24 protein-coding genes are annotated in these 26042 nt (G+C 67.7%); 14 read left to right on the forward strand and 10 right to left on the reverse strand.

Translation table 11 applies throughout. From position 1 onward, the window contains the following. Nucleotides 1–11 precede the first annotated feature (11 nt). Nucleotides 12–1550 (reverse strand): amino acid permease, encoded by a 1539-nt coding sequence (locus U9J39_RS23160; RefSeq protein ID WP_116312528.1) that lies wholly within the window; start codon nucleotides 1548–1550, stop codon nucleotides 12–14. Between the two features lie 492 nt (nucleotides 1551–2042). On the opposite strand from U9J39_RS23160, the gene U9J39_RS23165 reads away from it, so the two are divergent. The 10 genes from U9J39_RS23165 (at nucleotide 2043) to U9J39_RS23210 (ending at nucleotide 13527) form a co-directional block, all read left to right on the forward strand. Next, nucleotides 2043–4124: a 3-hydroxyacyl-CoA dehydrogenase NAD-binding domain-containing protein gene (locus tag U9J39_RS23165; protein WP_115680170.1), complete on the forward strand. Its 2082-nt coding sequence runs from the start codon at nucleotides 2043–2045 to the stop codon at nucleotides 4122–4124. Nucleotides 4125–4165: 41 nt separating this feature from the next. Beyond that, nucleotides 4166–4810 (forward strand): bifunctional nicotinamidase/pyrazinamidase, encoded by a 645-nt coding sequence (gene pncA / locus U9J39_RS23170; protein ID WP_326348188.1) that lies wholly within the window; start codon nucleotides 4166–4168, stop codon nucleotides 4808–4810. Nucleotides 4811–4857: 47 nt separating this feature from the next. Then, the gene (locus tag U9J39_RS23175) at nucleotides 4858–6036 is read left to right on the forward strand and encodes an acetyl-CoA C-acyltransferase (protein ID WP_115680172.1); all 1179 of its coding nucleotides are present in this window, start codon (nucleotides 4858–4860) and stop codon (nucleotides 6034–6036) included. Between the two features lie 248 nt (nucleotides 6037–6284). Continuing rightward, entirely contained in the window at nucleotides 6285–8147 is a 1863-nt protein-coding gene (locus tag U9J39_RS23180; RefSeq protein WP_115709376.1) for an acyl-CoA dehydrogenase, read from the forward strand. Between the two features lie 55 nt (nucleotides 8148–8202). Then, nucleotides 8203–8985 (forward strand): SDR family oxidoreductase, encoded by a 783-nt coding sequence (locus U9J39_RS23185; protein WP_018005924.1) that lies wholly within the window; start codon nucleotides 8203–8205, stop codon nucleotides 8983–8985. Nucleotides 8986–9079: 94 nt separating this feature from the next. Further along, the gene (locus tag U9J39_RS23190) at nucleotides 9080–9517 is read left to right on the forward strand and encodes a PaaI family thioesterase (protein WP_111521010.1); all 438 of its coding nucleotides are present in this window, start codon (nucleotides 9080–9082) and stop codon (nucleotides 9515–9517) included. Nucleotides 9518–9614: 97 nt separating this feature from the next. Next, complete coding sequence (locus U9J39_RS23195) at nucleotides 9615–10625, forward strand: NADP-dependent oxidoreductase (protein ID WP_116378597.1); 1011 nt, start codon at nucleotides 9615–9617, stop codon at nucleotides 10623–10625. Between the two features lie 75 nt (nucleotides 10626–10700). Beyond that, nucleotides 10701–11549 (forward strand): class II aldolase/adducin family protein, encoded by an 849-nt coding sequence (locus tag U9J39_RS23200; RefSeq protein WP_326348189.1) that lies wholly within the window; start codon nucleotides 10701–10703, stop codon nucleotides 11547–11549. Nucleotides 11550–11610: 61 nt separating this feature from the next. Further along, nucleotides 11611–12513 (forward strand): SDR family oxidoreductase, encoded by a 903-nt coding sequence (locus U9J39_RS23205; protein WP_115709380.1) that lies wholly within the window; start codon nucleotides 11611–11613, stop codon nucleotides 12511–12513. 66 nt (nucleotides 12514–12579) lie between these two features. Beyond that, nucleotides 12580–13527 carry an alpha/beta fold hydrolase gene (locus U9J39_RS23210; RefSeq protein WP_115709382.1) on the forward strand — a complete coding sequence of 316 codons (948 nt, stop codon included), beginning with the start codon at nucleotides 12580–12582 and terminating at the stop codon, nucleotides 13525–13527. Between the two features lie 54 nt (nucleotides 13528–13581). On the opposite strand, the gene U9J39_RS23215 is transcribed toward U9J39_RS23210, so the two are convergent. Both U9J39_RS23215 and U9J39_RS23220 read right to left on the reverse strand, forming a co-directional pair. Next, the gene (locus U9J39_RS23215) at nucleotides 13582–14103 is read right to left on the reverse strand and encodes an O-acetyl-ADP-ribose deacetylase (RefSeq protein ID WP_115709384.1); all 522 of its coding nucleotides are present in this window, start codon (nucleotides 14101–14103) and stop codon (nucleotides 13582–13584) included. Nucleotides 14104–14191: 88 nt separating this feature from the next. Then, on the reverse strand, nucleotides 14192–15340 hold the full coding sequence (locus tag U9J39_RS23220) for an iron-containing alcohol dehydrogenase (protein WP_116312532.1): 1149 nt from the start codon (nucleotides 15338–15340) through the stop codon (nucleotides 14192–14194). A gap of 355 nt (nucleotides 15341–15695) precedes the next feature. Here U9J39_RS23220 and U9J39_RS23225 point away from each other — a divergent pair, with 355 nt between their 5' ends. The 3 genes from U9J39_RS23225 to U9J39_RS23235 all read left to right on the forward strand — a co-directional run bounded on the left by U9J39_RS23225 (nucleotide 15696) and on the right by U9J39_RS23235 (nucleotide 18312). After that, a complete protein-coding gene (locus U9J39_RS23225) occupies nucleotides 15696–16709 on the forward strand; it encodes an alpha/beta hydrolase (protein ID WP_115709388.1) in 1014 nt (337 codons plus the stop codon). Between the two features lie 72 nt (nucleotides 16710–16781). Then, a complete protein-coding gene (locus U9J39_RS23230) occupies nucleotides 16782–17765 on the forward strand; it encodes a tripartite tricarboxylate transporter substrate binding protein (protein ID WP_115709390.1) in 984 nt (327 codons plus the stop codon). A 109-nt stretch (nucleotides 17766–17874) separates the two neighbouring features. Beyond that, a complete protein-coding gene (locus U9J39_RS23235) occupies nucleotides 17875–18312 on the forward strand; it encodes a YbgC/FadM family acyl-CoA thioesterase (protein ID WP_115709391.1) in 438 nt (145 codons plus the stop codon). 117 nt (nucleotides 18313–18429) lie between these two features. On the opposite strand, the gene denD is transcribed toward U9J39_RS23235, so the two are convergent. The 7 genes from denD to U9J39_RS23270 all read right to left on the reverse strand — a co-directional run bounded on the left by denD (nucleotide 18430) and on the right by U9J39_RS23270 (nucleotide 25407). Beyond that, entirely contained in the window at nucleotides 18430–19404 is a 975-nt protein-coding gene (gene denD / locus U9J39_RS23240) for a D-erythronate dehydrogenase (RefSeq protein ID WP_326348190.1), read from the reverse strand. Between the two features lie 27 nt (nucleotides 19405–19431). After that, nucleotides 19432–20214 carry a 2-oxo-tetronate isomerase gene (gene otnI / locus U9J39_RS23245; RefSeq protein WP_115709395.1) on the reverse strand — a complete coding sequence of 261 codons (783 nt, stop codon included), beginning with the start codon at nucleotides 20212–20214 and terminating at the stop codon, nucleotides 19432–19434. A 65-nt stretch (nucleotides 20215–20279) separates the two neighbouring features. Then, on the reverse strand, nucleotides 20280–21644 hold the full coding sequence (locus U9J39_RS23250; RefSeq protein ID WP_116312534.1) for an MFS transporter: 1365 nt from the start codon (nucleotides 21642–21644) through the stop codon (nucleotides 20280–20282). A 148-nt stretch (nucleotides 21645–21792) separates the two neighbouring features. After that, a complete protein-coding gene (otnC, locus tag U9J39_RS23255; RefSeq protein WP_115709399.1) occupies nucleotides 21793–22446 on the reverse strand; it encodes a 3-oxo-tetronate 4-phosphate decarboxylase in 654 nt (217 codons plus the stop codon). Further along, a complete protein-coding gene (gene otnK / locus U9J39_RS23260; RefSeq protein WP_326348191.1) occupies nucleotides 22446–23717 on the reverse strand; it encodes a 3-oxo-tetronate kinase in 1272 nt (423 codons plus the stop codon). Before otnK ends, otnC begins: the two co-directional genes overlap by 1 nt. Before the next feature lie 12 nt (nucleotides 23718–23729). After that, complete coding sequence (gene ltnD / locus U9J39_RS23265; protein WP_115709403.1) at nucleotides 23730–24623, reverse strand: L-threonate dehydrogenase; 894 nt, start codon at nucleotides 24621–24623, stop codon at nucleotides 23730–23732. Between the two features lie 49 nt (nucleotides 24624–24672). Next, complete coding sequence (locus tag U9J39_RS23270; RefSeq protein WP_115681441.1) at nucleotides 24673–25407, reverse strand: FadR/GntR family transcriptional regulator; 735 nt, start codon at nucleotides 25405–25407, stop codon at nucleotides 24673–24675. 193 nt (nucleotides 25408–25600) lie between these two features. Here U9J39_RS23270 and U9J39_RS23275 point away from each other — a divergent pair, with 193 nt between their 5' ends. Next, nucleotides 25601–26029: a GNAT family N-acetyltransferase gene (locus tag U9J39_RS23275; RefSeq protein ID WP_326348192.1), complete on the forward strand. Its 429-nt coding sequence runs from the start codon at nucleotides 25601–25603 to the stop codon at nucleotides 26027–26029. Nucleotides 26030–26042 lie beyond the last annotated feature (13 nt).

The following is a 26042-nucleotide window of genomic DNA, read 5'->3' on the forward strand; positions in this document are numbered from 1 at the left end:
CGGGGGAGTTCTTACGCAGCCTCTCGCTTGTCCCCGGCCTTCGGCTGCGGAAACGCAAACGGCATATCTTCATACGCAATCAGCCGCGACCCGGTGACCAGCCGATATCCCAGCCACAGCACCAGGAACACCGGCACGCCGATATAGGTAGCAACGATTTCCGGCCACCGGTTCGGGATGTCGGCGAAGGCCTGGTAATTCTGCCCGCCGATGATGACCAGACACAGCACAGCGGAAAAGACCGGCCCGAACGGATACAGCGGCGAGCGGTAAGCGAGCTTGCCGAGGTCATGCCCCTGGCGGGCCATGCCGCGGCGGAAGCGATAGTGGCTGACGGCGATGCCGAGCCAGGCGATGAAGCCGGTCATGGCCGAGGTGTTGAGCAGCCACAGGTAGGCGGTCTTGTTGCCGAGCAGCGAACTGAGGAAGCACAGCGCGCCGATGCCGGTGGTCGCCAGCAGCGCGAAAAACGGCACGCCGTTGCGCGTGAGCCGGCCGAACACGCGCGGCGCGCGGCGGCTGACGGCGAGGCCGTACAGGATCCGCGTCGACACGTACATGCTCGAGGTGCCGGCCGACAGCAGCGCGGTCAGCACCACCGCGTTCATCAGCCCGGCGGCGAAGGCCAGCCCGGCATGGCGGAACACCAGCGCGAACGGGCTCACGCCGACGTCGGTCACGTCGTTGCGCAGCAGGTTGGGGTCGGTATAGGGGATCAGCACGCCGATGACCAGGATGGCCAGCACGTAGAACAGCAGGATGCGCCAGAAGGTCTGCCGGATCGCGCGCGGAATGGTGATGGCGGGGCGTTCGGCCTCGCCGGCGGCGACGCCGACGGTTTCGGTGCCAAGGAAGGAGAAGCCGGCGATCATGGCCACGCCGAACATGGCCGGGATGCCGCCGACGAAAGGCGCATCGCCGCTGGTGAAGTTGTGCCAGCCCGACTGCGGGCCGCCCTGCAGGATGCCGAAGATCATCAGCAGGCCCACGCCCAGGAACACCACCACGGTCACCACCTTGACCAGCGCGAACCAGTATTCGGCCTCGCCGAAGCCGCGCACCGAGAAGGCGTTGAGCCCGAACATCAGCAGCAGGAAGCCGGCGCTCCAGACCAGCCCGGGCATGTCGGGGAACCAGTACTGCATCACCAGCTGCGCCGCGGTCAGCTCCACGGCGATGGTCACCGCCAGGCTGAACCAGTAATTCCAGCCCAGCGCGAAGCCGAAGCCTTCGTCGACATAGAGCGCGCTGTAGGTGACAAAGGAACCGGCCACCGGCATGTGCACCGCCAGCTCGCCCAGGCTGGTCATCAGGCAATAGACCATCAGGCCGATCAGCATATACATCAGCAGCGCTCCGCCGGGGCCGGCCTGCGCGATCGACGCGCCCGAGGCCACGAACAGGCCGGTGCCGACCGCGCCGCCGACGGCGATCATGGTCAGGTGGCGGGCCTTGAGCTTGCGCTGGAGGTCGTCGTGCTCGACGACCGGGTGCTGGTGTCCATGCGGCGCCAAAGCGGGCCGGGACGAGGAATCGGTGGGGGAAGACATCAGGGGCGCTGGACCTTCAGCCGCCCGGCGTCTCGTGAAGGCCGGGGGGGCAAAAAACGAAAAGCCGCGAGTCTACCGCGTCTGCCCCGGCGATTTTCCCGTATCGGTCAAATAAAGTCCGATACTGGTCTGGAGGCGGCGCGCGCGGATGGTGGCAAGTGTCTTAACCGGCATCGGGGGCACCGCCTCGCGGCGGTTAAGCGTTGGCTCCATGCAGGCGGATAAGGTGCGGCATTCGCATTGCGCATGGCCCCGAAAATGTTCGGAAATTAAAATTGAACGACCGTGCTATTTTGTGTATGCTTGTTTCGCCCAAGCGCCGGAAGGCGTTGTGGGGCGCGGGAAAGCGGCGGATCGGGTCAAGGGTTAACCCGCCCGTGACGGCCGCGGCCCGGGGGCAGGCGCGGCGTCAGCCGGCATGCCTCGCGCTGCAGAGAACATTCATTCGAGAATTCGAATCCCGAGACAACTTCTGACACCAAAGGAACCAGCATGACAGCGCAGTATCAGGTTCAGGACGGCGTAGCCGTCATCACGCTCGACAATCCCCCTGTCAACGGCCTGGGTCACAGCACCCGGCTTGGCATCGTCGAAGGCATGACCCGTGCGCTGGACGATGCCGCCGTCAAGGCGATCGTCATCACCGGCGCTGGCAAGGCTTTCTCGGGCGGCGCCGACATCCGCGAATTCAATACGCCCAAGGCGATGCAGGAGCCGACGCTGCACTCGGTGATCCGCGTGCTGGAAGCCTCGTCCAAGCCGGTGGTCGCCGCCGTGCACTCGGTTGCCATGGGTGGCGGCCTGGAACTGGCGCTGGGCTGCAATTACCGCGTGGCGTCCAAGGGCGCGCAGATCGCGCTGCCGGAAGTCAAGCTGGGCCTGCTGCCCGGCGCCGGCGGCACGCAGCGCCTGCCGCGCGTGATCGGCCTGGAGGCCGCCGCCAACATGATCGTGTCGGGCACCGCGGTGCCGTCCGAGAAGTTCGCCGGCACCAAGCTGTTCGACGAGATCGTCGACGGTGACGTGCTGCCCGCGGCGGTCAAGTTCGCGCAGAACGTCGGCGCGGCCAGCGGCCCGCATCCCAAGGTGCGCGACCTGAAGGTGCGCCACGAGAATGCCGAGGGCTACCTCGGCTTTGCCCGCAACACCGTGGCCGCGATGGCCAAGAACTTCCCGGCGCCGCTGAAGTGCCTGGAAGCCGTGGCGGGCTCGCTCAAGCCGTTCGAGCAGGGCCTGAAGCAGGAGCGCGAGGGCTTCCTGTTCCTGGTGACCACGCCGGAATCGCGCGCGCTGCGCCATGCCTTCTTCGGCGAGCGCGCCGCCAGCAAGATCCCCGACGTGCCCGAAGGCACGCCGGTGCGCAAGATCGAGAAGGTCGCCGTGATCGGCGCCGGCACCATGGGCGGCGGCATCAGCATGAACTTCCTCAACGCGGGCATCCCGGTCACCATCCTGGAAACCAAGCAGGAAGCGCTCGACCGCGGCGTCGGCATCATCCGCAAGAACTACGAGAACAGCGCCAAGAAGGGCAAGCTGACGCAGGAGAAGGTCGAGCAGCGCATGGGGCTGCTGAGCACGACGCTGTCCTATGACGACATCAAGGACGCCGACATGGTGATCGAGGCCGTGTTCGAAGAGATGGGCGTCAAGGAAATCGTCTTCAAGAAGCTGGACGAAGTGATGAAGCCCGGCGCGATCCTGGCATCCAACACTTCCACGCTGGACGTCAACAAGATCGCCTCGTTCACCAAGCGTCCGCAGGACGTGGTCGGCATGCACTTCTTCAGCCCGGCCAACGTGATGAAGCTGCTCGAAGTGGTGCGCGGCGACCAGACCGGCAAGGACGTGCTGGCCACGGTGATGCAGGTGGCCAAGAAGATCAAGAAGACCGCGGTGGTGTCGGGCGTGTGCGACGGCTTCATCGGCAACCGCATGATCGAGCAGTACAGCCGCCAGGCCGGCTACCTGCTGGACGAAGGCGCGCTGCCCGAACAGGTCGACAAGGCCATCGAGAAGTTCGGCTTCGCCATGGGCCCGTTCCGCATGGGCGACCTGGCCGGCAACGACATCGGCTGGGCCATCCGCAAGCGCCGCGCCGTGGACAAGCCGGACATCCAGTACTCCAAGACCGCGGACCTGCTGTGCGAAATGGGCCGCTTCGGCCAGAAGACCGGCGCGGGCTGGTACGACTACAAGGCGGGCGACCGCAAGCCGTACCCGAACCAGCAGGTCAACGACATGATCGTGCAGCATTCGAAGGACCTGGGCATCACGCGCCGCAAGATCTCTGACGAGGAGATCGTCGAGCGCCTGGTGTTCGCGCTGGTCAACGAAGGCGCCAAGATCCTGGAAGAAGGCATTGCTTCCAAGGCCTCGGATATCGACATGGTGTACCTGACCGGCTACGGCTTCCCGCTGTTCCGCGGCGGCCCGATGCTGTACGCGGACCAGGTCGGCCTGTACAACGTGGCGCTGGCCATGAAGCGCTACGCCAAGGGCTACCACGGCGAAGCCTGGCAAGTGGCGCCGCTGCTGCAGAAGCTGGCGGACGAAGGCAAGGGCTTTAACGGGTAAGACGCGGCTAAGACGCCATCACGGTTCTCCCTGGCACTGATATGGACACCACCCTCCGACCTGGCGATTGCCTGCTGGTGATCGACGTGCAGAACGACTTCATGCCGGGCGGCGCGCTTGCCGTGCCCAACGGCGATGAGGTCGTGCCCGTCATCAACCGGCTGGCGCGCGCGTTCGGGCACGTGGTGCTGACGCAGGACTGGCATCCGGCCGCGCACGTCTCGTTCGCGGCCAGCCATGCCGGTACGCAGCCATTCCAGATGCTCACGCTGCCGTATGGCGAGCAGGTGCTGTGGCCGGTGCACTGCGTGCAGGACACGCCCGGCGCCGCGCTGCATGCGGGGCTGCACGTGCCGCACGCGCGGCTGGTGATCCGCAAGGGCCATCATGCCGGCGTGGACAGCTACTCCGCCTTTATGGAAGCGGACCGCACCACGCGCACCGGGCTGGCCGGCTACCTGCGCGAGCATGGCGTCAGGCGCGTGTTCTGCGCCGGGCTGGCGACGGACTACTGCGTGGCCTGGAGCGCGCTCGATGCGCGCGCCGCCGGCTTCGAGGCCGCGGTGATCGAGGATGCATGCCGGGCCATCGACCTGGACGGGTCGCTGGCCAAGGCATGGCAGGACCTCGGCGCCGCCGGCGTCGCGCGCGTGATGTCCGTTGACCTGCTCCGTGGCCAGGGCTGAACCGAAACACCGAACTGAACGACACAAGAGATTCCGAGGAGCATCACATGAACGAAGCAGTCATCGTATCCACCGCACGGACCGGCCTGGCCAAGAGCTGGAAGGGCGCCTTCAACATGACCCACGGCGCCACGCTGGGCGGCCATGCGGTCCAGCACGCCATCGCGCGCGCCAGGATCGAAGCCGCCGAGGTCGAAGACGTGCTGATGGGCTGCGCCAACCCGGAAGGCGCCACCGGCGCCAACATCGCGCGCCAGATCGCGCTGCGCGCCGGCTGCCCGGTCACCGTGCCCGGCGCCACCGTCAACCGCTTCTGCTCGTCGGGCCTGCAGACCATTGCCATGGCCGCGCAGCGCGTGATCGCCGACGAGGGCGACATCTTCGTGGCCGGCGGCGTGGAGAGCATCTCGTGCGTGCAGCAGGAGATGAACCGCCATATGGTCCAGGAAAGCTGGCTGACCAAGAACAAGCCGGAAATCTACTGGAACATGCTGCAGACCGCCGAGAACGTGGCCAAGCGCTACAACATCTCGAAGGAGCGCCAGGACGAATACGGCGTGCGCAGCCAGCAGCGCGCCGCGGCCGCGCAGGAAGCCGGCAAGTTCAAGGACGAGATCGTGCCGATGACGGTGCTTGCCGGCGTTGCCGACAAGTCCACCGGCCAGCTGGTGACGAAGGAAGTCACCATCGACCGCGACGAAGGCATTCGCGCCGACACTACGCTCGAAGGTGTTTCCAAGATCCGCAGCGCCGTGCCGGGTGGTGTGATCACCGCCGGCAATGCCTCGCAGTTCTCGGACGGCGCCTCGGCGGCGGTGGTGATGAACGCGCGCGTGGCGGCGGCCAAGGGCCTGCAGCCGCTGGGCGTGTTCCGCGGCTTTGCCGTGGCGGGTTGCGAGCCGGACGAGATGGGCATCGGCCCTGTCTTTGCGGTGCCCAAGCTGTTGAAGAAGGCTGGCCTGAAGGTCGACGACATCGGCCTGTGGGAGCTGAACGAAGCCTTCGCGGTGCAGGTGCTGTACTGCGCCGACACGCTGGGCATCCCGATGGACCGCCTCAACGTCAACGGCGGCGCGATCGCGGTGGGGCATCCGTATGGCGTGTCGGGCGCGCGCCTGGTTGGTCATGCGCTGATCGAGGGCAAGCGCCGGGGCGTGAAGTATGTGGTGGTGACCATGTGCATCGGCGGCGGCCAGGGCGCTGCTGGTCTGTTCGAAGTTCTGTAACTGGCGACAAAACCGGCACGCTGCCGGTTTGCTCCCCTCTCCCGCTTGCGGGAGAGGGGCAGGGGGTGAGGGCAGGCGGTGGCATACCGCCGGCCTGTACTTCGTCGTACCGTCCGGCCCTCACCCCAACCCTCTCCCGCAAGCGGGAGAGGGGGCACCCATGCGGTGCGATTCAATGCGGGGCGGTTCGTACAAGAAGGCAGTCAAGAATTCACGGCGCCCCACGCAGTGCGCCGCCTGGAGACACCATGTCGATGATCCTTTCCCGCCGCGACCTGAACTTCATCCTGTATGAATGGCTCAAGGTCGATGAGCTGACCCGCATCCCGCGCTACGCCGACCACTCGCGCGAGACCTTCGATGCCGCGCTGGACACCTGCGAGAAGATCGCCACCGACCTGTTCGCGCCGCACAACAAGAAGAACGACCAGCACGAACCCGAATTCGACGGCGAGACCGTCAGCATCATCCCCGAGGTCAGCACCGCGCTGAAGGCCTTCTGCGACGCCGGCCTGATGGCCGCCGGGCAGGATTACGAGCTGGGCGGCATGCAGCTGCCGGTGGTGGTGGAAAAGGCCGGCTTCGCGTACTTCAAGGGTGCCAACGTCGGCACCAGCTCCTACCCCTTCCTGACCATCGGCAACGCCAACCTGCTGCTCACGCACGGCACGCCGGCGCAGGTCGAGACCTTCGTCAAGCCGGAAATGGAAGGGCGCTTCTTCGGCACCATGTGCCTGTCGGAGCCGCAGGCCGGCTCGTCGCTGTCGGATATCACGACGCGCGCCGAGTACGAGGGCGAATCGCCGCTGGGCGCGCAATACCGCCTGCGCGGCAACAAGATGTGGATTTCCGCCGGCGAGCACGAGTTGTCGGAGAACATCGTCCACCTGGTGCTGGCCAAGATTCCCGGCCCGGACGGCAAGCTGATCCCCGGCGTGAAGGGCATCTCGCTGTTCATCGTGCCCAAGTACCTGGTGAACGAGGACGGCTCGCTGGGCGAGCACAACGACGTGGTGCTGGCCGGCCTGAACCACAAGATGGGCTACCGCGGCACCACCAACTGCCTGCTGAATTTCGGCGAGGGCATGAAGTACCAGCCGGGCGGCAAGGCGGGCGCGATCGGCTACCTGGTTGGGGAGCCGCACAAGGGCCTGGCCTGCATGTTCCACATGATGAACGAGGCGCGCATCGGCGTGGGCCTGGGCGCGGTGATGCTGGGCTATACCGGCTACCTGCATGCACTGGACTATGCGCGCAACCGCCCCCAAGGCCGCCCGGTCGGCCCCGGCGGCAAGGATGCCGCCAGCCCGCAGGTGAAGCTGGTCGAGCACGCCGATATCCGCCGCATGCTGCTGGCGCAGAAGAGCTATGTCGAGGGCGGCCTGGCGCTGAACCTGTACTGCGCGCGGCTGGTGGACGAGGAAGAAGCCGCTGCCGCCGCCGGCGACCAGGAAGCGCATGCGCGCCTGGCGCTGCTGCTCGACATCCTGACCCCGATCGCCAAGAGCTGGCCGTCGCAGTGGTGCCTGGAGGCCAACAACCTGGCGATCCAGGTGCATGGCGGCTATGGCTATACCCGCGAATACAACGTCGAGCAGTTCTACCGCGACAACCGCCTGAACCCGATTCACGAAGGCACGCACGGCATCCAGGGGCTGGACCTGCTGGGCCGCAAGGTGGTGATGAAGGATGGCGCCGCGTTCAGGCTGCTGGGCGAGCGCGTGCAGGCCACCATCGGCCGCGCGCTGGCCGCGGACGATGCCGGACTGGCGCAGCAGGCGCGCGCGCTCGGCTCCTCAACCAAGCGCCTGGCCGAGGTGACCCAGACGCTGTGGAGCGCCGGCGATGTCAACGTGACGCTGGCCAACGCATCGGTCTATCTCGAAGCCTTCGGGCACGTCGTGGTCGCCTGGATCTGGCTGGAGCAGGCATTGCTGGCGCGGGCCGCGCTGGCGCAGGCAAGCGGCCAGGAAGACCAGGACTTCTATCGCGGCAAGCTGGCCGCGGCGGCGTACTTCTTCCACTTCGAGCTGCCCAGGGTCGGCCCCCAGCTCGACCTGCTGGCATCCCTCGACCGCACCACGCTGGACATGCAGGACGCCTGGTTCTGAGCGCCGGTTCTGACGGCTTACTGCCCCATTCAAAGACAACCAAGGAAGAGACAACATGCGCACCATCCAGCAACTGTTTGACCTGAAGGGCAAGACCGCGCTGATCACCGGCGGCTCACGCGGGCTTGGCCTGCAGATTGCCGAGGCGCTGGGCGAGCAGGGCGCGCGCATCGTGCTGTCGGCGCGCAAGGCCGACGAGCTGCGCGCGGCGCAGGAACACCTGAAGGGCCTCGGCATCGAGGCCGACTGGATCGCCGCCGACGGCTCGCAGGAAGCCGAGATCGCCCGGCTGGCCGACGAGGCCATCGCCAGGCTTGGCCACGTCGATATCCTGGTCAACAACGCCGGCGCCACCTGGGGCGCACCGGCGGAAGACCATCCGCTGGAAGCGTGGGACAAGGTGATGAACCTGAATATCCGCGGCCTGTTCCTGCTGAGCCAGCGCATCGGCAAGCTGTCGATGATCCCGCGCCGCTACGGCCGCATCATCAACGTGGCGTCGATCGCGGGCCTGGCCGGCAATCCGCCGGGGTCGATGGAGACCATTGCCTACAACACCTCGAAGGGCGCGGTGGTCAATTTCACGCGCACGCTGGCGGCGGAGTGGGGCGAGCACAACATCACCGTCAACGCGCTGGCGCCGGGCTTCTTCCCGTCCAAGATGACCAAGGGCTCGCTCGAGCGCATGGGCGTCGAGGCCATGTGCGCGGGCGTGCCGCTGCATCGGCTGGGCGACGACGAAGACCTGAAGGGCGCCGCGCTGCTGTTCGCCAGCGATGCCGGCAAGCACATCACCGGGCAGATCCTGGCGGTCGACGGCGGCGTCAGCGCGGTCTGAGCGAACGGCCCTCGTTTGCGGCAATAATGCGGGGTCGGCGCCGGCGGCCAGACCGCCGGCGCCTCTCCAATCCCCCACTTCCACTCGCGTTGCCATGAACCAGTACACCGGCTCCCTGAGCCATATCCCCTTCCTTGCCGAGCTTGGCGTGACCTGCAGCCTGGCCGAGGGCGGGCGCAGCGAGATCTCGCTGCCGACCGAAAAGCGCCACCAGAACAGCTGGGACATGGCCCACGGCGGCGTCATCATGACGCTGCTCGACGTGGCCATGGCGGTGGCCGGCCGCAGCAGCGATGCCGATGGCCGCGGCGTGGTTACCATCGAGATGAAGAGCAGCTTCATGGCGCCGGGCCGCGGCCACCTGACCGCGCGCGGCACCACCGTGCACCGCACCACCACCATGGTGTTCTGCGAGGCCGAGATCGTCGATGCCGACGGCAAGACCGTGGCGCGCGGCTCGGGCACGTTCAAGTACATCCGGCGCATGCCGCCGCAGCGCCCGGGCGAAACCGATACCGGCGCCGACGGCTGAGCGCCGGCGCCAGGGCAGGCCGGGCGCTTCATGTCCGGCATCGCCCGCTTTAGCAGTTTCCATGCAGTTTCCATCTCCCATTGGAAGGAACCCGACCATGTCCAACACGTTCAAGCGCATCGTCCTGGCCTCGCGTCCCGAAGGCGCGGTGACGCCGGCCAATTTCCGGCTGGAAGAAGTGCCCGTGCCGCAGATCGCCGACGGCCAGGTGCTGGTGCGCAATCATTACCTGTCGCTCGACCCGTACATGCGCGGACGCATGAACGACAGCAAGTCCTACGCCGCGCCGCAACCGCTCAACGAGGTGATGATCGGCGGCACCGTCGGCGAAGTGGTGGAAAGCAAGAACAGCAAGTTCAAGCCGGGCGACAAGGTGGTCGGCATGTTCGGCTGGCAGGAAATGGGCGTCAGCGACGGCACCGGCCTGCAGCCGGTCGATACCACGCATATCCCGCTGTCGGCCTACCTCGGCTCGGTCGGCATGCCGGGCGTGACCGCGTGGTATGGCCTGAACAAGATCATCCAGCCCAAGGCGGGCAAGACCATCGCGGTCAGCGCCGCGTCGGGCGCGGTCGGCAGCGTGGTGGGCCAGCTGGCCAAGCTGGCGGGCTGCCGCGCGGTGGGCTTTGCCGGCGGCAAGGACAAGTGCGACTACGTGGTCAACGAGCTGGGCTTCGACGCCTGTATCGACTACAAGGCGGCGAAGGACCCGAAAGAGCTCTACACCATGCTCAAGGAAGCCACGCCCGACGGCATCGACGGCTATTTCGAGAACGTCGGCGGCGAGATCTTCGACGCGGTGCTGTCGCGCATGAACGCCTTCGGCCGCATCGCCATGTGCGGCATGATCGCCGGCTATGACGGCCAGCCGCTGCCGCTGAAGAACCCGCAGCTGATCCTGGTCTCGCGCCTGACCATCGAGGGCTTTATCGTCTCCGAGCATATGGAGGTGTGGCCGCAGGCGCTGAAGGAACTGGGCACTGCGGTCGCGCAGGGCAAGCTCAAGTTCCGCGAAAGCATCGCCGAAGGCCTGGCCAGCGCGCCGGAAGCCTTCATGGGCCTGCTCAAGGGCAAGAACTTCGGCAAGCAGCTGGTCAAGCTGGTCTGACCGGCGCATGCAGGGCCGCGGCGCGTCGGCACGGCGCGCCGCGGGCAACGGATATCACCAGCAACGGAGACACCGATGAATGCCCCGCAAGCCCCGCAAATCCAGAGCGCCGACGAGATCGGCGCCGGCCTGCCCGAAGAGGTCAAGGCCCGCTACCGCAACCTGCCACGGCCGCCGCAGTTCGCCACCGTAAGCGAAGAGCGCCTGCATCGCAAGCAGCGCCTGGCCGCCGCCTTCCGGCTGTTCTCGAAATTCGGCTTCGACGAAGGCGTGGCCGGCCATATCACCGCGCGCGACCCCGAGTTTCCCGACACCTTCTGGGTCAATCCGTTCGGCGTGCATTTCAGCCAGGTCAGGGTCTCCAACCTGATCCGCTGCGACCACCACGGCGATGTGGTCGAGGGCGACTATCCGGTCAATGCCGCGGCCTTCGCCATCCATTCGCGCGTGCACCAGACCCGCCCCGACGCGGTTGCCGCCGCGCATTCGCACAGCACCTATGGCCGCGCCTGGTCGACGCTGGGGCGCCCGCTCGATGCGCTGACGCAGGACGTGTGCGCGTTCTACAACGACCATGCGGTCTATGACGACTTTGGCGGCGTGGTGGTGGAGCTGGACGAGGGCCAGCGCATCGCCAACGCGCTCGGGCAGAACAAGGCTGCGATCCTGCAGAACCACGGCCTGCTGACGGTCGGAAAGACCGTCGACGAAGCGGCGTGGTGGTTCATCACCATGGAGCGCTCCTGCCAGGTGCAGCTGCTGGCCGAAGCCGCCGCCGCGCGCACGCAGGCGCCGCTGAAGGTGATTGCCGACGCCGCCGCGCGCCAGGCCTATTCCATCGTCGGCACGGCGCAGGCGGGCTGGTTCCAGTTCCAGCCGCTCTATGCCCGCATCGTCAAGGAACAGCCCGACCTGCTGGACTGACACTGCCGCGCCGCGCCGCGGCCGGCATTTTCCATTCGACTCACGCGACAGGACACACGACATGAAGGATTTCTCCAACAGGGTGGCCGTCATTACCGGCGGCGCCTCGGGCTTCGGCAAGGAATTTGCCCGCATTGCCGCCGACCTCGGCATGAAGCTGGTGCTGGCCGACGTGCAGGAAGACGCGCTGGACGCAACCGTCGCCGAGTTCCAGGCGCGCAACGTGCCGGTGATCGGCCTGCGTACCGACGTCTCGCGCGCCGAGCAGGTCCAGGCACTGGCCGATGCCGCGATCGAAGCCTTCGGCCAGGTCAACCTGCTGTTCAACAATGCCGGCGTGGGCGCGGGCGGTCTGATCTGGGAAAACTCGGAGCGGGACTGGGAATGGGTGATGGGCGTCAACCTGTACGGCGTGGTGCACGGCGTGCGCATCTTTACGCCGCTGATGCTGGCGGCCGCGGAGAAGGACCCGGCGTTCGAGGGGCATATCGTCAACACCGCGTCGATGGCGGGCTTGCTGAATCCGCCCGCGATGGGCGTCTACAACGTGTCCAAGCACGCGGTGGTGGCGCTGACGGAAACCCTTTACCAGGACCTGGGGCTGGTGACGGAGCAGGTGCGCTGCTCGGTGCTGTGCCCATACTTCGTGCCGACCGGCATCAGCCAGTCGCAGCGCAACCGGCCCGCCGACCTGGCCAACCAGGCGCCGCCGACGCGTTCGCAGCTGGTGTCGCAGGCCTTGTCGGACAAGGCCGTCGGCTCGGGCAAGGTGACCGCGGCGGAGGTGGCGCGGATCACCTTCGATGCCATCCGCGACGAAAGCTTCTATATTTATTCCCACCCCCAGGCGCTCGCCCCCGTGCGCCAGCGCTTCGAGGATATCGTCGGGCAGCGCAACCCCGGCGATCCGTTTGCCGACAAGCCCGAGGTCCGCGCGGGCCTGGTTGCCGCGTTGCGCGGCTGAGCTGAGGTTCGTTAGCCACGTTCGCCAACCCCGGCCCGCACAACGCCACAACGAGGAGGACCGCATATGGAGAACAACATGGCAGCCCCCGCCGCCGTGATCCGCCACCTGCAGTACGCCACGCTGCCCAATGGCACCCGGCTGCACTACGCCAGCGCGGGCGAGCGCGGCAAGCCGCTGATGCTGTTCGTGCACGGCTTTCCGGAATTCTGGTTCGAATGGGAGGCGCAGCTGGCCGAGTTCGGCCGCACGCATTTCGCCGTCGCGCCCGACCTGCGCGGCTTCAACCTGTCGAGCAAGCCGGCCGACGTCAGCGCCTACCGGCCGCGCCATATCGTCGAAGACCTGGTGCAGCTGGTTGGCGCGCTGGGTTATGACCAGGCCGTGGTGGTCGCGCACGACTGGGGCGGCGCGATCTGCTGGAACCTGGCGATCCAGTTTCCGCAGCTGGTGCGCCAGCTGGTCATCGTCAATTCGCCGCACCCTTACCTGTTCGCGCGCGCGCTGGCTACCGATCCGGCGCAGCAGGCGGCCTCCGCCTACATGAACTGGCTGCGCAAGCCGGGCTCGGAACAGGCGCTGGCGGCCAACGACTTTGCACTGCTGGACCGGATGCTGTCCGACGACGACGGCAAGCCGGCGGCCTGGTACACCGCCGAGACGCGCGCCAGGTACCACGCGGCGTGGTCGCAGCCGGGCGAAGGCAGCGACGCCGGCGTGCATCCGCTCACCGGCGGCGTCAATTTCTACCGGGCCTCGCCGATGCATCCGCCGGGCGAGGGCGAGCCGCCGCCCGATATTTCCCGGCTGGACCCTGCAGCGTTCGTGGTACGGGTGCCGACGCTGGTGGTGTGGGGCGAGCGCGACCGCGCGCTACCGAAGTCGCTGGTGGACGGCCTGGCCGATTTCGTGCCCGACCTGCGGCTGGAGCGCATCCCCGAAGGCACCCACTGGGTGATCCACGAACAGCCCGAACGGATCAACCAGCTGATCCGCAGCGCGCTGCCGGCCTGACCGCTGGCAACGCAAGACCCCGCATGCGGCGGCGCAGGCCGCCGCATGCGGGCTTCAACTCAGCCGCTCGCGGTAAAGCCGGTAGTTCTCGTCGTCGAAGCAGACGAAGGTGACCTGCTCGAGCTCCGGCGCCGCGGCCAGCGCCTCGCGCACCGCGGCGATGGCGATATCCGCCGCGCGCTCGCGCGGGAAGCCATAGATGCCGGTGCTGATATTGGGGAAGGCCACCGTGCGCAGGTGATGCTGCGCCGCCAGCCGGATGCTGTTGCGGTAGGCATTGGCGAGCTGCTCTTCCTCGCCCTGGCCCCCGCCTTGCCACACCGGACCGACCGCGTGGATCACGTACGGTGCCGGCAGGCGGCCGCCGGTGGTGAGCACCGCCTCGCCGGTGGGGCAGCCGCCCTGCGCGTCGCGGATCGCGCGGCAGGCTTCCATGATGGCGGGGCCGCCGGCCCCGTGGATGGCCCCGTCGACGCCGCCGCCGCCGAGCAGGCCGCTGTTGGCCGCATTGACGATGGCATCGACTTCCATCCGGGTGATGTCGCCATGGACTACCTGCAAGTGCTCGCCGCTCATGTTGTCTCCTGCGCTGTGGAGGGAGGGCCGCCGGACAGCCGCTTGGTCGGTCCGACCGGCGGGAAGCCGCTGGGTGCTACGCGGTGTGCTACATGGACTGCTCAAGCATACGCCGATAATCCGCGGCGCTGGCTTCTTTCGGGTTGGTCTTGTGGCAGTGGTCGCGCAGCGCGCCGGCGATCACCTTGTCGAACATGTCCTCGGTGACGCCCATCTGGCGCAGCCCGGTGGGCAGGCCCAGGCGCGCGGTCATGTCGTGCACCGCCTGCGCCAGGTCGGCGCCGTCGGGCAGGTGCATGGCGCGGCGCAGGCGCGCGTAGCGGTGATCGCGTACCACGGTAGGGGCATCGGCATTGAAGCGCAGCACCGCCGGCATCACCACCGCGTTGAGCGTGCCGTGGTGCAGGCCGGTGCGGCCGTCGATCTTCAGCCCGCCGAGCGGATGCGACAGCGAATGCACGCAGCCCAGTCCCTTCTGGAACGCCATCGCGCCCTGCATCGACGCGCTCATCATGTTCAGGCGTGCCTCGCGGTCGGTGCCGTCGCGGGTGGCGCGCTCGATATGGGTCCAGCCGCGCTCCAGGCCGTCGAGCGCGATGCCGTCCGCGGGCGGGTTGAAGGCGGGCGCCAGGAAGGTCTCGACACAGTGGGCGATGGCGTCCATGCCGGTGGCGGCGGTCAGGCCGGCAGGCAGGCCCAGCGTCAGCTCGGGATCGCACACCGCCGATTTGGGCAGCAGGTGCCAGGAATGGAAGCCCAGCTTGCGGCCATCGTCCAGGATGATGATGGCGCCGCGCGCGACCTCGCTGCCGGTGCCCGACGTGGTGGGCACCGCGATCAGCGGCGCGGCCTGGTCGGTGATCTTGCCGCTGCCGCCTTCGATGGTGGCATAGGTGGTCAGCTCGCCCTCGTGCGTGGCCAGGATGGCGATGCCCTTGGCCAGGTCGATCGACGATCCGCCGCCCACCGCCACCAGCCCGTCGCAGCCTTGCTCGCGGTACTGTGCGGCGGCCTTGCGCACCATGGCCTCGGTCGGGTTCGACGGGGTCTCGTCGAACACCGCCACCGGCAGGCCCTGCATCGCATCGATGGCGCGCTGCGCCACGCCGGCCGCGACCACCCCCTGATCAGTCACCAGCAGCGGCCGGCGGATGCCGATGCGCTCGCATTCCGACTTCAGCACGCTGACCGCGCCGAAGTCCAGGTGAATGTGGGTCAGATAGTAGATGAACGCCATATTTGCTTGTCTCCTGCTGGGATCTGCCACGAAATAGTGGAATTCGCGCTGGAATTCCTCGTTGTCACGGGCCTGGCCTGTGGCTGGCGCCGTGCGCTGTCCTGGGGTTCAATGGACCTGCCGCAATCGTTTCCGCTCGCCCTCGGCGTGCTGCCAGCCGATCATCGCGCAAAAACTTGCCGCGTGGCACGATGGGTAGGACTTTTCGGGGTTATCTCGGACTGCCGGGGGTCGGAAACATCTGGCATCATACTAAAATCGAACGATCGTTCACTATTCGAACTTGTCCCGATGCCGACGCCGCGCCAGCGCTGCTGCGCGAGGCCGGCGCCGGGTTTGCGCCGCATCACGCCCTATGTCTGTCGTACCGTCTTCCCCATCCGCCACGCCGGGCCTGCCGGCCAGTCCGCTGGACCCGCAGATGGCCGCGTTGCTGGCCTTGATCGCCCGCGCCAAGCGGCCGCCGATCCACGCCATGGCGCCGGAAGACGCCAAGATCGCCTACGAGAAAAGCGCGCCGATCCTCGACATCAACCCGCCGCCGGTGCATACCGCGGAAGACCTGCTGGTGCCGGCCCGCGACGGCCACGCCATCCCGGTCCGGCTGTACACGCCACGCGAGGCCAGCTGGATCGAGCCGCTGCCGCTGCTGGTGTACTTCCATGGCGGCGGCTTCACGGTCGGCAGCGTCGATTCGCACGATCCGCTGTGCCGCCTGCTGTGCGGCCAGGCCGATTGCATGGTGCTGTCGGTGGACTACCGGCTCGGGCCCGCGTGGCGCTTTCCGACCGCGGTCAACGACGCCTTCGATGTGCTGCACTGGGTCTTCGCCGAAGCCGACAAGCTCGGCGCCGACCTGGCCCGCATCGGCCTGGGCGGCGACAGCGCCGGCGGCACGCTGGCCGCCGCCTGCGCGGTCGAGGCCCGCGATGCCGGGCTGGCACCGGTGCTGCAATTGCTGGTCTATCCCGGCACCTGCGCGCGCCAGGATACGCCGTCGCACCGCGCGCTGGCCGACGGCTACCTGCTGACGGCCGACATGATCCGCTGGTTCTTCGCGCAGTACCTGGACCAGGATGCCAGCCGCGACGACTGGCGCTTTGCGCCGCTGGACGGCGGCGGCACCGGCGCCGAGGTGGGCGGGGTCTGCCCGGCCTGGATCGCAGTGGCGGGCTACGACCCGCTGCATGACGAGGGCGTGGCCTACGCCGAAAAGCTGCGCGCCGCCGGCGTCGACGCCACGCTGGCCGACTACCCCGGCATGATCCATGATTTCTTCAAGCTGGGCCGGTTCGTGCCCGCGGTGGCGCAGGCGCATGCCGATGCCGTCGCCGCGCTGCGCACCGCGTTCGGCACCTCGCAGGACTAGGCCACGCCTTGCGGTCGCGCCGGTCCACGCATTTTTCAAGCAGTGATTTGCAGCACTAGGAGACACTTTCAAATGCAACGCCGCCACTTCCTCGCCCGCGCCGGCATCGCCGCCGCCACCGCGGCCCTCGGTCTTGCCGCCATGCCCGCCCAGGCCCAGGCCGACAAGTTCCCGCAGCGCCCGATCCGGCTGGTGATCGGCTACACCGCCGGCGGCTCCACGGATATCCCGTTCCGCGTGCTGGCCGACAACGCCTCCAAGATCCTCGGCCAGCCGGTGATCGTCGAGAACAAGCCCGGTGCCGGCGGCGTGCTGCCCGCGCAACTGATGCAGACCACCGCGCCCGACGGCTACACGCTGGCGCAGGTCGCCATGCCGGTCTACCGCCTGCCGTACACCACCAAGATCAACTGGGACCCGGTCAAGGACCTGAGCTACATCATCAACCTGGCCGGCTATTCGTTCGGCCTGGTGGTGCCGGCCGATTCGCCGATCAAGACCATGCAGGATTACGTCGCCTACGCCAAGGCCAATCCGGGCAAGCTCACCTATGGCTCGCCGGGCAGCATGACCACGCTGCACCTGACCATGGAAGAACTGGCGCTGAAGCAGGGCGTGCAGTTCTCGCATATCCCATACAAGGGCAATGCGGAATCGATGCAGGCGCTGCTGGGCGGCCACGTGATGTCGGTGGCCGACACGCCGGCCTGGGCGCCGTACGTGGAGCAGGGCAAGCTGCGCCTGCTGTCGACCTGGGGCGAGAAGCGCTCGGCGCGCTTCCCCAACGTGCCGACGCTGAAGGAACTTGGCATGGGCATCGTGCAGACCTCGCCGTTTGGCCTGGTCGCGCCCAAGGGCACCGACCCGAAGATCGTGCAGAAGCTGCATGACGCCTTCAAGAAGGCCATGGAAATGCCCAACTACCGCGAATCGCTGGCCAAGTTCGACATGGAGCCGTTCTATATGAACAGCCAGCAGTACGCGCAGTTCGCGGGAGAAACCGTCAAGAAGGAAAAGGCGATCATCGAGAAGCTGGGACTGGCCAAGCCGCAGTAAGCCTGCCGAATGCGTTCAACCAGGCCGCCGCGCCTGCCGGCCCTGTGCCGGCGGGGCGGCGGCCTGATGCTTTGCATTGCTCCGACAAACAACCAGGGAGACCACGTCAATGGCCAAAGAGGAGTTCCGCCACACCATCCCGCTGCGCGTGCGCTGGTCCGAAGTCGATCCGCAATCGATCGTCTTCAATGCGCACTACCTGACGTATTGCGATATCTGCGTGACCGAGTACTGGCGTGCGCTGGGGATCCGCTATCCGGAGGACGTATTGCACGCGCACGGCGTCGATATCTTCGTGGTCAAGTCGACGCTGGAGTACCACGCGTCGGCGCGCTTCGACGATGAGCTGGAACTGCGCGGGCGCATGGCGCGGCTGGGGCGGTCCAGCATGCTGTTCCGGGTGGAGATGTATCGGGGCGACGAGCACCTGATCACCGGTGAAATCGTCTATGTGTGCGCGGACCCGGCGACGCAGAAGTCGGCGCCGATCCCGGGGGTAGTGCGGGAGATTATCGAGGGGTATGAGGTGGTGAAGCCGGCGGGGTAAGGGTTCGCAAGAATCCTCCAAATCCCGCTTGTTTTCTCCCCTCTCCCGCAAGCAAGCGGGAGAGGGGACCGGCGCTCAGCAACTGAATAGGCAGTCGCCATGGCGGAGCGGCGAAGCTTACTTGCCCACTCCCGCATCTTCCACATAAGCCCGGATCACCGCATCAAAGCTGGCATCGTTCTCGAACCCCAGCGACAAGGCCCGTTCGGCATTCCATGCCGCCGGCCACGTGCCGACGATCTTCTCGATGCGCTCCTCGCGTTCCCACGTCACGAGGTCCGCCACCGCATCGCCGGCCACGCGGCGCAGCGCATCGACCATGCCCGCCGCCGTCACCGACAGCCCCGGCAGATTGATCACGCGGCGGTTGCCCAGCCGGTCGCCGGCCAGTTCGATGCCATTGACCAGCGCGGCCACCGCCGCGCGCGGCGACAGCAGCCATAGTTTGGTCTCCGGCGCCACCGGGCAGTTCGCTGCCACGCCAGCCAGCGGCTCGCGGATGATGCCGCTGGCGAACGAAGACGCCGCCGCATTGGGCTTGCCCGGGCGCACGCTGATGGTCGGCAGGCGCAGCACGCGGCCGTCGACGAAGCCGCGGCGGCTGTAGTCAGACAGCAGCAGTTCGCCGATGGCCTTCTGCACGCCGTACGAAGATTGCGGGTTCAATGCGGTGTCGTCCTGCACCACCGGGGGCAGTTCGCCGCCATAGACGGCGACGGAGCTGGTGAACAGCACGCGCGGCTTGTGGCCCAGTTCGCGGCAGGTTTCGAGCAGCGCGCGCGAGGCGTCGAGGTTGACGCGCATGCCCAGCTCGAAATCGGCCTCGGCCTGGCCGCTGACCACGGCGGCGAGGTGGAACACCGCACCGGTGTCCTGGTCGATGGCCTGGCGCAGCACCGCCGGGTCGGACAGGTCGCCGGTGACCACGCGCACGCGCGCATCGTCGAGGCCTTGCGGCGCGACCACGTCGAGCAGCGTCAGGCGCTCGAAGGCAACGGCCTTGCCGTCCAGGTTCAGGCTGCCGCGTTGCAGCAGCAGGCGGGCGAGTTGCAGGCCGAGGAAGCCGGCGCCGCCGGTAATCAGTACGTTCATGGCAAGAGATCTGTGGTGGTTCTGCAATCAGCGGCCGAGGTAGGGCTTGAGCCAGCCCAGTCCTTCGGACGTGCCGGCGCGCGGACGGTACTCGCAACCGATCCAGCCCGTGTAGCCGAGCGAGTCGATCAGGTCGAACAGGTACGGGTAGTTCAGCTCGCCCAGGTCCGGCTCATGGCGCTCGGGCACGCCGGCGATCTGGATATGGCCGATGCCGGCGATGTCGCGCCTGAGCTTCATCGCGATATCGCCCTCGACGATCTGGCAGTGGTAGCAGTCGAACTGCACCTTCAGGTTGGCCGCGCCGACTTCCTTGCAGATCGCCTGCGCGTCGTCCTGGCGGTTCAGGAAATAGCCCGGCATGTCGCGCGTGTTGATCGGCTCCAGCACGATGGTCACGCCCTGCGCGGCGGCCGCCTGCGCGGCGAAAGCGACGTTTTCCAGGTAGGTGGCACGGTAGCGTGCGCGCTCGGCATCGGCCGGTACCAGCCCTGCCATCACGTGCACGCGGTCATTGCCGATCACGCCGGCGTATTCCAGCGCGCGGCCGACGGCATCGCGGAATTCGGCCTCGCGCCCCGGCAGCGATGCCAGCCCGCGCTCGCCCGCTGCCCAGTCACCCGGCGGGGCATTGAACAGCGCCTGGGCGAGACCGTTCGCGTCGAGGCGCGCGCGCAGCTCGGCGGCGGGGTGCTCGTACGGGAACAGGTACTCCACCGCCTGGAAGCCGTCCGCCGCGGCAGCGGCGAAGCGATCCAGGAACGCGTGCTCGTGGTACATCATCGAGAGATTTGCGGCGAAGCGCGGCATGGGAACTCCAGAGCGTAGGACGAAGCCGGCCCGGTCGCGATCAGCGCGACCGGACCGGCCGGATATCAGCGATTGACCAGTTTAGCCGGCGTCAGCCACACCAGCACGGCGCCGACCACCAGGATCGCGGACAGCACGTACATCGGCAGCTGCGTGCTGTGCGTCAGGTCCTTGAGCGCGCCAACCATGTACGGCGACACGAAACCGGCCAGGTTGCCGACCGAGTTCACCACGGCAATGCCGGAAGCGGCGGCAATGCCGGACAGGAACGCCGTGGGCAGCGACCAGAACAGCGGCGCGCAGGTCAGCACCCCGGCGGCGGCCAGCGACAGCGCGGCGATCGACACGGTCGTATTGTTGGTGAACGAGGCGGCGATGGCAAAGCCCACCGCACCCATCAGCGCCGGCACGATCAGGTGCCAGCGGCGTTCCTGGCGTGCGTCGGCGCTGTGGCCGAGGATGTTCATGACGATGATGGCGCAGATGAACGGGATCGCCGACAGCAGGCCGATCTTCAGGTTGCCGGTGACGCCGCTGGCCTTGACCAGCGTCGGCATCCAGAACGTCAGCGCGTACTGGCCGGTGACGAAGCAGAAGTAGATCAGGCACATCCACCACACGCGGCGGTCGCTGAACACGGCGCCCAGCGAATGCCCGTGCGCCTGGCCGGCGGCGGCGCCGGCCTTGTGCTGGTCTTCCTCGACATTGCGCTTGAGCACGCGCTTTTCATCGGCGCTGAGCCACGGCGCCTTGTCGATGCCATCGCGCAGCACGAAGATCGTCACCACGCCGATCACCAGCGCGGGCAGGGCTTCGAGCAGGAACATCCATTGCCAGCCGCTCATGCCATGGGTGCCGTTGAAGGCGTCCATGATCCAGCCCGACAGCGGGTTGCCGAACATGCCGGCGACCGGGATGCCCGACATGAACAGCGCGATCATCTTGGCGCGTCGGTTGGCGGGGTACCAGTAGGTCAGGTACAGGATCACGCCGGGGTAGAAGCCTGCCTCGGCCAGGCCGAGCAGGAAGCGCATCACGTAGAACTGCGTCGGCGTCTTCACGAACAGGAACAGCGCCGAGATGATGCCCCACGTGATCATGATGCGCGCGATCCAGATGCGCGCGCCGATCTTGTGCATCAGCAGGTTGCTGGGCACCTCGAACAGGAAGTAGCCGATGAAGAACAGGCCGGCGCCCAGGCCGAACACGGTCTCGGAGAAGGCCAGGTCCTGGCCCATCTGCAGCTTGGCGAAGCCGACGTTGACGCGGTCGAGGTAGGCGACCACGTAGCACAGCATCAGGAACGGCATGATGCGCCAGAACACCTTGCTGTAGGCGCGTTTCTCGATCTGGGTGTCGGTGTCGAGCCGGGCGTTGCCGCCCAGGCTGTCGAAGGCGGGTACGCTGGCCGCCGGTTGGTTGGAAGGCATCGGTGGTCTCCGGGTAGAGTCAGTCTGGTCTAGTAATGTGTGCCGGCTACGCGAATCGCAGGCATGCGCGTGCCCCGCACGGTGGCCGCAAGGCAACCGCGCCGGTCAGATCCGTATGGCCGTGTCAGTCGGAAAAAAGAGGGCTGTGCTACCAGCGCGCCTGGAAGGCGTCGCGCAACTCAGCCAGTGCGCCGTCGGGCAGCGCCGCGCGGGCGGCGAAGCCCGGCGTGTCCTTCATCATCATCCATAGCTTTGCGGTCTCCTCCAGTTCTTCCAGCGCGAACGCGGCGCGCGAGACGCTGGACTCCCACACCACCGGCCCCAGGCGCTCCAGCAGCACGCCGCGCACCTGCGCGGCCAGCGTGGCCACGCGCGCGGCGACCGCGGGATCGCCGGGCCGGTGATAGGGAATCAGCGGGATATGGCCGACCTTCATCACGTAGTACGGCGTGAGCGGCGGCAGTACGTCGTCCGGTTGCCAGGCACCGGCCAGCGTCAGGGCCACGAGGTGCGTCGAGTGCGTGTGCACCACGGCGTGCGCCCCGGGGTTGTTGTCATAGATCGCGCGATGCAGCGTCAGCGTCTTGGACGGCTTGTCGCCCGAGACCCAGGTGCCGTCGGCGGCGACCTTGGCGACCGCGGCCGGATCCATCATGCCCAGGCAGGCATCGGTCGGCGTGATCAGCCAGCCATCGTCCAGCCGCGCGCTGATGTTGCCGGCCGAGCCGACGGTATAGCCGCGCTGGTAGAGGCTGGCACCGATGCGGCAGATCTCTTCGCGCAGCTTGCTTTCGGTGCTCATCACTCGGCTCCCAGCTGGCGCAGCGCTTGGTCGAAGAAGTCCGGGCCGCCGAAATTGCCCGACTTGAGCGCCAGCGCCAGCGGCGTGGCGCCGAGCGTGACCGTGGCCGGCACGCCGGGGGCGATCTGCGCGCCAATGCGCAGCGCGCGTACGTTCAGCGCCTGTACCACGGCGCCCGAGGTCTCTCCGCCGGCGACGACAAAGCGGCGCGTGCCACGTGCGAGCAGGCCGGCGGCGACGGTGGCCAGGCATTGCTCGACCAGGTGGCCGGCACGCTCGACGCCCAGTTCGGCCTGCACGGCCTTGACCTCGTCGGGGCCGGAAGTGGCGTAGACCAGCACCGGCTCGTCGTGGGCGGCGGCGAAGTCCAGCGCGGCGTCGGCCACGGCTTCGCCGCGCGCCAGCGCGAGCGGGTCGATGCGCAGCGCCGGGCGGCCTTGCTCCAGCCAGCGCGCCACTTGCCCGTTGGTCGCGCGCGAGGCGCTGCCGGCCAGCACCACGCCGGGGCCGTCGATGGCCGGCACCGCGTCGGCGTCGGCGCGCTGCGGAAGCAGGCCGGCGCGGCGGAAGTTCTCGGGCAGGCCCAGCGCGATGCCGGAGCCGCCGGTGATCAGCGGCAGGCCGGCGCACGCCTCGCCCAGCGTAAGCAGGTCGGCGTCGGAGACGGCATCGGCAATTGCCATGCGTACACCCTCGCCGCGCAGCGCGGCGATGCGCCCGGCCGTGGCCTGCGCCCCGCGCGCGACCGCGTCATGGCGCAGCAGCCCAACCTTGTGCTTGCTCTGGCGCTGCAGCACGCGCACCAGGTTGGCATCGGTCATCGGCGTCAGCGGATGGTGCTCCATGCCGGATTCGTTCAGCAGCGCATCGCCGACGAACAGGTGACCGCGGAAAATGGTGCGGCCGTTCTCGGGGAAGGCCGGGCAGGCGATGGTGAAGTCGCTGTCCAGCGCCGCCAGCAGGGCCTCGGCCACCGGGCCGATATTGCCGGCGTCGGTCGAATCGAAGGTGGAGCAGTACTTGAAGACGAACTGGCGGCAGCCCTGCGCGCGCAGCCATTGCAGCGCGGCCAGAGACTCGGCCACGGCCTGGGCCGCGGGCACGGTGCGCGACTTGAGCGCGACCACCAAGGCGTCGGCACTGCCGATATCGGCCATGGATGCGGGCACGCCGATGGTCTGCACGGTGCGCATGCCATTGCGCACCAGCGTGTTGGCGAGGTCGGTGGCGCCGGTAAAGTCGTCGGCGATACAGCCCAGGAGCGCGGTCATCGTCGGTGCTCCTTATTCGGCCTTGCCCGGCAGCTCGATGCCCGGGAAGATCTTGATCACGGCCGAATCGTCTTCGCCGCCGTGCCCGGCGGTGGAGGCCATCATGAACATCTGGTGCGCCGCGGCCGACAGCGGCAGCGGGAATTTGCTGGTGCGCGCGGTATCGAGCACCATGCCCAGGTCCTTGACGAAGATGTCGACCGCCGACAGCGGGGTGTAGTCGCCCTTCAGGATATGCGGCACGCGGTTCTCGAACATCCACGAGTTGCCGGCGCTGTGCGTGATCACGTCATAGAGCGCGTCCGGGTCCACGCCTTCGCGCAGGCCCAGCGCCATCGCCTCGGCCGCCGCGGCGATATGCACGCCGGCCAGCAGCTGGTTGATGATCTTGACCTTGGAGCCGGCGCCGTGCGCGGCGCCCAGGCGGTAGACCTTGCCGGCGATGGCGGCCAGCACGTCCTCGGCCAGCGCGTAGGCTTCGGCGGGGCCCGAGGTCATCATGGTCATTTCGCCGCTGGCGGCGCGCGCGGCACCGCCGGAGACCGGCGCGTCCAGCATCAGCAGGCCTTTTTCGGCGAGGCGCTGTCCCAGCGTCCCGGCAAAGCCCGGCGGCACCGTGGCGCTGGCGATCACCAGCTTGCCTGGCTGCATCCCGGCCACGGCGCCGTCGGCGCCGAACAGCACGGCCTCGGTCTGCTGCGCGTTGACGACCAGCGTCAGCACCACGTCGCAGCGGCTGCCCAGCTCGGCGGGCGAGGCGCACGGCACGCCGCCGGCGTCGGCAAAGCGCTGCAGCACTTCGGCGCGCAGGTCGCAGGCATGCACGTTGAAACCGGCCCGCAGCAGCGACTGCGCGACACCAAAGCCCATGGCACCAAGGCCGATGACGCCGATATTCCTCGACATAGGGACTCCCTGAAACAGATACGGATGATTCGATGCTTGCGACGGCGCGTCAGTTGGTGGCGCCGTGCGTCGCGCCGCTCTCGTCGGCGCCCAGTTGCGCCAGCCGGTGCGCGGCGTTGTACATGTGGTTCTGCGCGGCATTGCGCGCGGCCAGCGGGTCGCCGGCGCGGATCGCGGCGACGATGGCCTGGTGTTCCTCGCGCACCTGGCGCGAAAAGTCCGCGCGGCGCGCTTCGTTGGTGCGGGTCACGCGCGTGGCGGCTTCCAGGTACTGGCTCAGGAATTCCAGCGTCTTGAGGAAATAAGGATTGCCGGTCGCTTCGGCGATGGCGCGGTGAAAGCCCACGTCCTCGGCGACGCCGTCGCCGCCTTGCGCCACCACTTCGTCGAGGCGGGCCAGCGCGGCGTCGATCGCCGCCATCGAGGCATCGGTGCGGCGCCGTGCCGCCTGCGCGGCCACCTCGGCCTCGATCGCACGGCGCAGCTCGACGATCTGCAGCACCGCTTCGAGCGTGCCGGTGTCGGTGTAGTCGATACGCAGCGGCCGGATGCCGGCCTGCAGCGTCACGAACACGCCGCTGCCCTGGCGCGACTCGACTACGCCTTCGTACTTGAGCCGGGAGATGGCCTCGCGCACCACGGTGCGGCTGACCCCGAATTCTTCGGACAGCACCGCCTCGGTCGGCAGCTTGTCGCCGCGGGCAAAGGCGCCGCTCTGGATCTTGTCCAGCAGCTGTTCGGCGACGTTGTCAGTCAGGGCACGGGCAGGGACTTTCTGGAACACGGCAGCTTTTCCGGTCATTCGGTAATCAGGTCATCATACAAATTTGCTATGCGGCTGCCGACCCCAGGTAAACCCTGGTATGGTGCATTTCATCCGGTGCCGTGCGCCCACTGCTCCATATTGGGGCGGCTGCGGTGGGCGCGGGGCTGGCGTATCATTGGCGCCCGCATTGCCACTTGCCCGTTTTTACGCCATGCCCACCACCGTCCTGATCTGCCCCTGGTCCGAAGCTCGCGAGCGCGCGCGCGCCATCCGCTACACCGTCTTTGTCGAAGAGCAGGGCGTGCCGGTGGAACTGGAATGGGACGAATGGGACGAGCCCAGCTGGCATGCGCTGGCGCTGGACGAGGATGGCACGCCGCTGGCCACCGGCCGGCTGCTGCCCGACGGCCATATCGGCCGCATGGCCGTGCTGAAGCCGGCGCGCGGCAGCGGCGTCGGCGCCCTGGTGCTGGAGGCGCTGATGCGCAAGGCGGAACAGCTGGGTTATCCGGAACTGGTGCTCAACGCGCAGACCCACGCGGCGCCGTTCTATGCGCGCGTGGGCTTTGCGCAGGTGGGGCCGGAATTCGAAGAGGCGGGCATCCCGCACGTGGAGATGCGCAAGCGCCTGCGGCGATAAAGCGGCGGCGCGG

Origin of the sequence: Cupriavidus sp. SS-3, from assembly GCF_035818815.1 — a bacterium.
GTDB classification, from domain to species: domain Bacteria; phylum Pseudomonadota; class Gammaproteobacteria; order Burkholderiales; family Burkholderiaceae; genus Cupriavidus; species Cupriavidus taiwanensis_C.

What these genes read in the sequence shown, in the direction of transcription:
- U9J39_RS23275 (WP_326348192.1), top strand. Translation starts at nt 25,601, where the DNA reads ATGCCCACCACCGTCCTGATCTGCCCCTGGTCCGAAGCTCGCGAGCGC.
- U9J39_RS23230 (WP_115709390.1), top strand. Translation starts at nt 16,782, where the DNA reads ATGCAACGCCGCCACTTCCTCGCCCGCGCCGGCATCGCCGCCGCCACC.
- U9J39_RS23205 (WP_115709380.1), top strand. Translation starts at nt 11,611, where the DNA reads ATGAAGGATTTCTCCAACAGGGTGGCCGTCATTACCGGCGGCGCCTCG.
- pncA (WP_326348188.1), top strand. Translation starts at nt 4,166, where the DNA reads ATGGACACCACCCTCCGACCTGGCGATTGCCTGCTGGTGATCGACGTG.
- U9J39_RS23185 (WP_018005924.1), top strand. Translation starts at nt 8,203, where the DNA reads ATGCGCACCATCCAGCAACTGTTTGACCTGAAGGGCAAGACCGCGCTG.
- U9J39_RS23220 (WP_116312532.1), bottom strand. Translation starts at nt 15,340, where the DNA reads ATGGCGTTCATCTACTATCTGACCCACATTCACCTGGACTTCGGCGCG.
- U9J39_RS23235 (WP_115709391.1), top strand. Translation starts at nt 17,875, where the DNA reads ATGGCCAAAGAGGAGTTCCGCCACACCATCCCGCTGCGCGTGCGCTGG.
- ltnD (WP_115709403.1), bottom strand. Translation starts at nt 24,623, where the DNA reads ATGTCGAGGAATATCGGCGTCATCGGCCTTGGTGCCATGGGCTTTGGT.
- U9J39_RS23215 (WP_115709384.1), bottom strand. Translation starts at nt 14,103, where the DNA reads ATGAGCGGCGAGCACTTGCAGGTAGTCCATGGCGACATCACCCGGATG.
- otnC (WP_115709399.1), bottom strand. Translation starts at nt 22,446, where the DNA reads ATGAGCACCGAAAGCAAGCTGCGCGAAGAGATCTGCCGCATCGGTGCC.
- denD (WP_326348190.1), bottom strand. Translation starts at nt 19,404, where the DNA reads ATGAACGTACTGATTACCGGCGGCGCCGGCTTCCTCGGCCTGCAACTC.
- U9J39_RS23200 (WP_326348189.1), top strand. Translation starts at nt 10,701, where the DNA reads ATGAATGCCCCGCAAGCCCCGCAAATCCAGAGCGCCGACGAGATCGGC.
- U9J39_RS23175 (WP_115680172.1), top strand. Translation starts at nt 4,858, where the DNA reads ATGAACGAAGCAGTCATCGTATCCACCGCACGGACCGGCCTGGCCAAG.
- U9J39_RS23210 (WP_115709382.1), top strand. Translation starts at nt 12,580, where the DNA reads ATGGAGAACAACATGGCAGCCCCCGCCGCCGTGATCCGCCACCTGCAG.
- U9J39_RS23250 (WP_116312534.1), bottom strand. Translation starts at nt 21,644, where the DNA reads ATGCCTTCCAACCAACCGGCGGCCAGCGTACCCGCCTTCGACAGCCTG.
- otnK (WP_326348191.1), bottom strand. Translation starts at nt 23,717, where the DNA reads ATGACCGCGCTCCTGGGCTGTATCGCCGACGACTTTACCGGCGCCACC.
- U9J39_RS23180 (WP_115709376.1), top strand. Translation starts at nt 6,285, where the DNA reads ATGTCGATGATCCTTTCCCGCCGCGACCTGAACTTCATCCTGTATGAA.
- U9J39_RS23190 (WP_111521010.1), top strand. Translation starts at nt 9,080, where the DNA reads ATGAACCAGTACACCGGCTCCCTGAGCCATATCCCCTTCCTTGCCGAG.
- otnI (WP_115709395.1), bottom strand. Translation starts at nt 20,214, where the DNA reads ATGCCGCGCTTCGCCGCAAATCTCTCGATGATGTACCACGAGCACGCG.
- U9J39_RS23160 (WP_116312528.1), bottom strand. Translation starts at nt 1,550, where the DNA reads ATGTCTTCCCCCACCGATTCCTCGTCCCGGCCCGCTTTGGCGCCGCAT.
- U9J39_RS23195 (WP_116378597.1), top strand. Translation starts at nt 9,615, where the DNA reads ATGTCCAACACGTTCAAGCGCATCGTCCTGGCCTCGCGTCCCGAAGGC.
- U9J39_RS23225 (WP_115709388.1), top strand. Translation starts at nt 15,696, where the DNA reads ATGTCTGTCGTACCGTCTTCCCCATCCGCCACGCCGGGCCTGCCGGCC.
- U9J39_RS23165 (WP_115680170.1), top strand. Translation starts at nt 2,043, where the DNA reads ATGACAGCGCAGTATCAGGTTCAGGACGGCGTAGCCGTCATCACGCTC.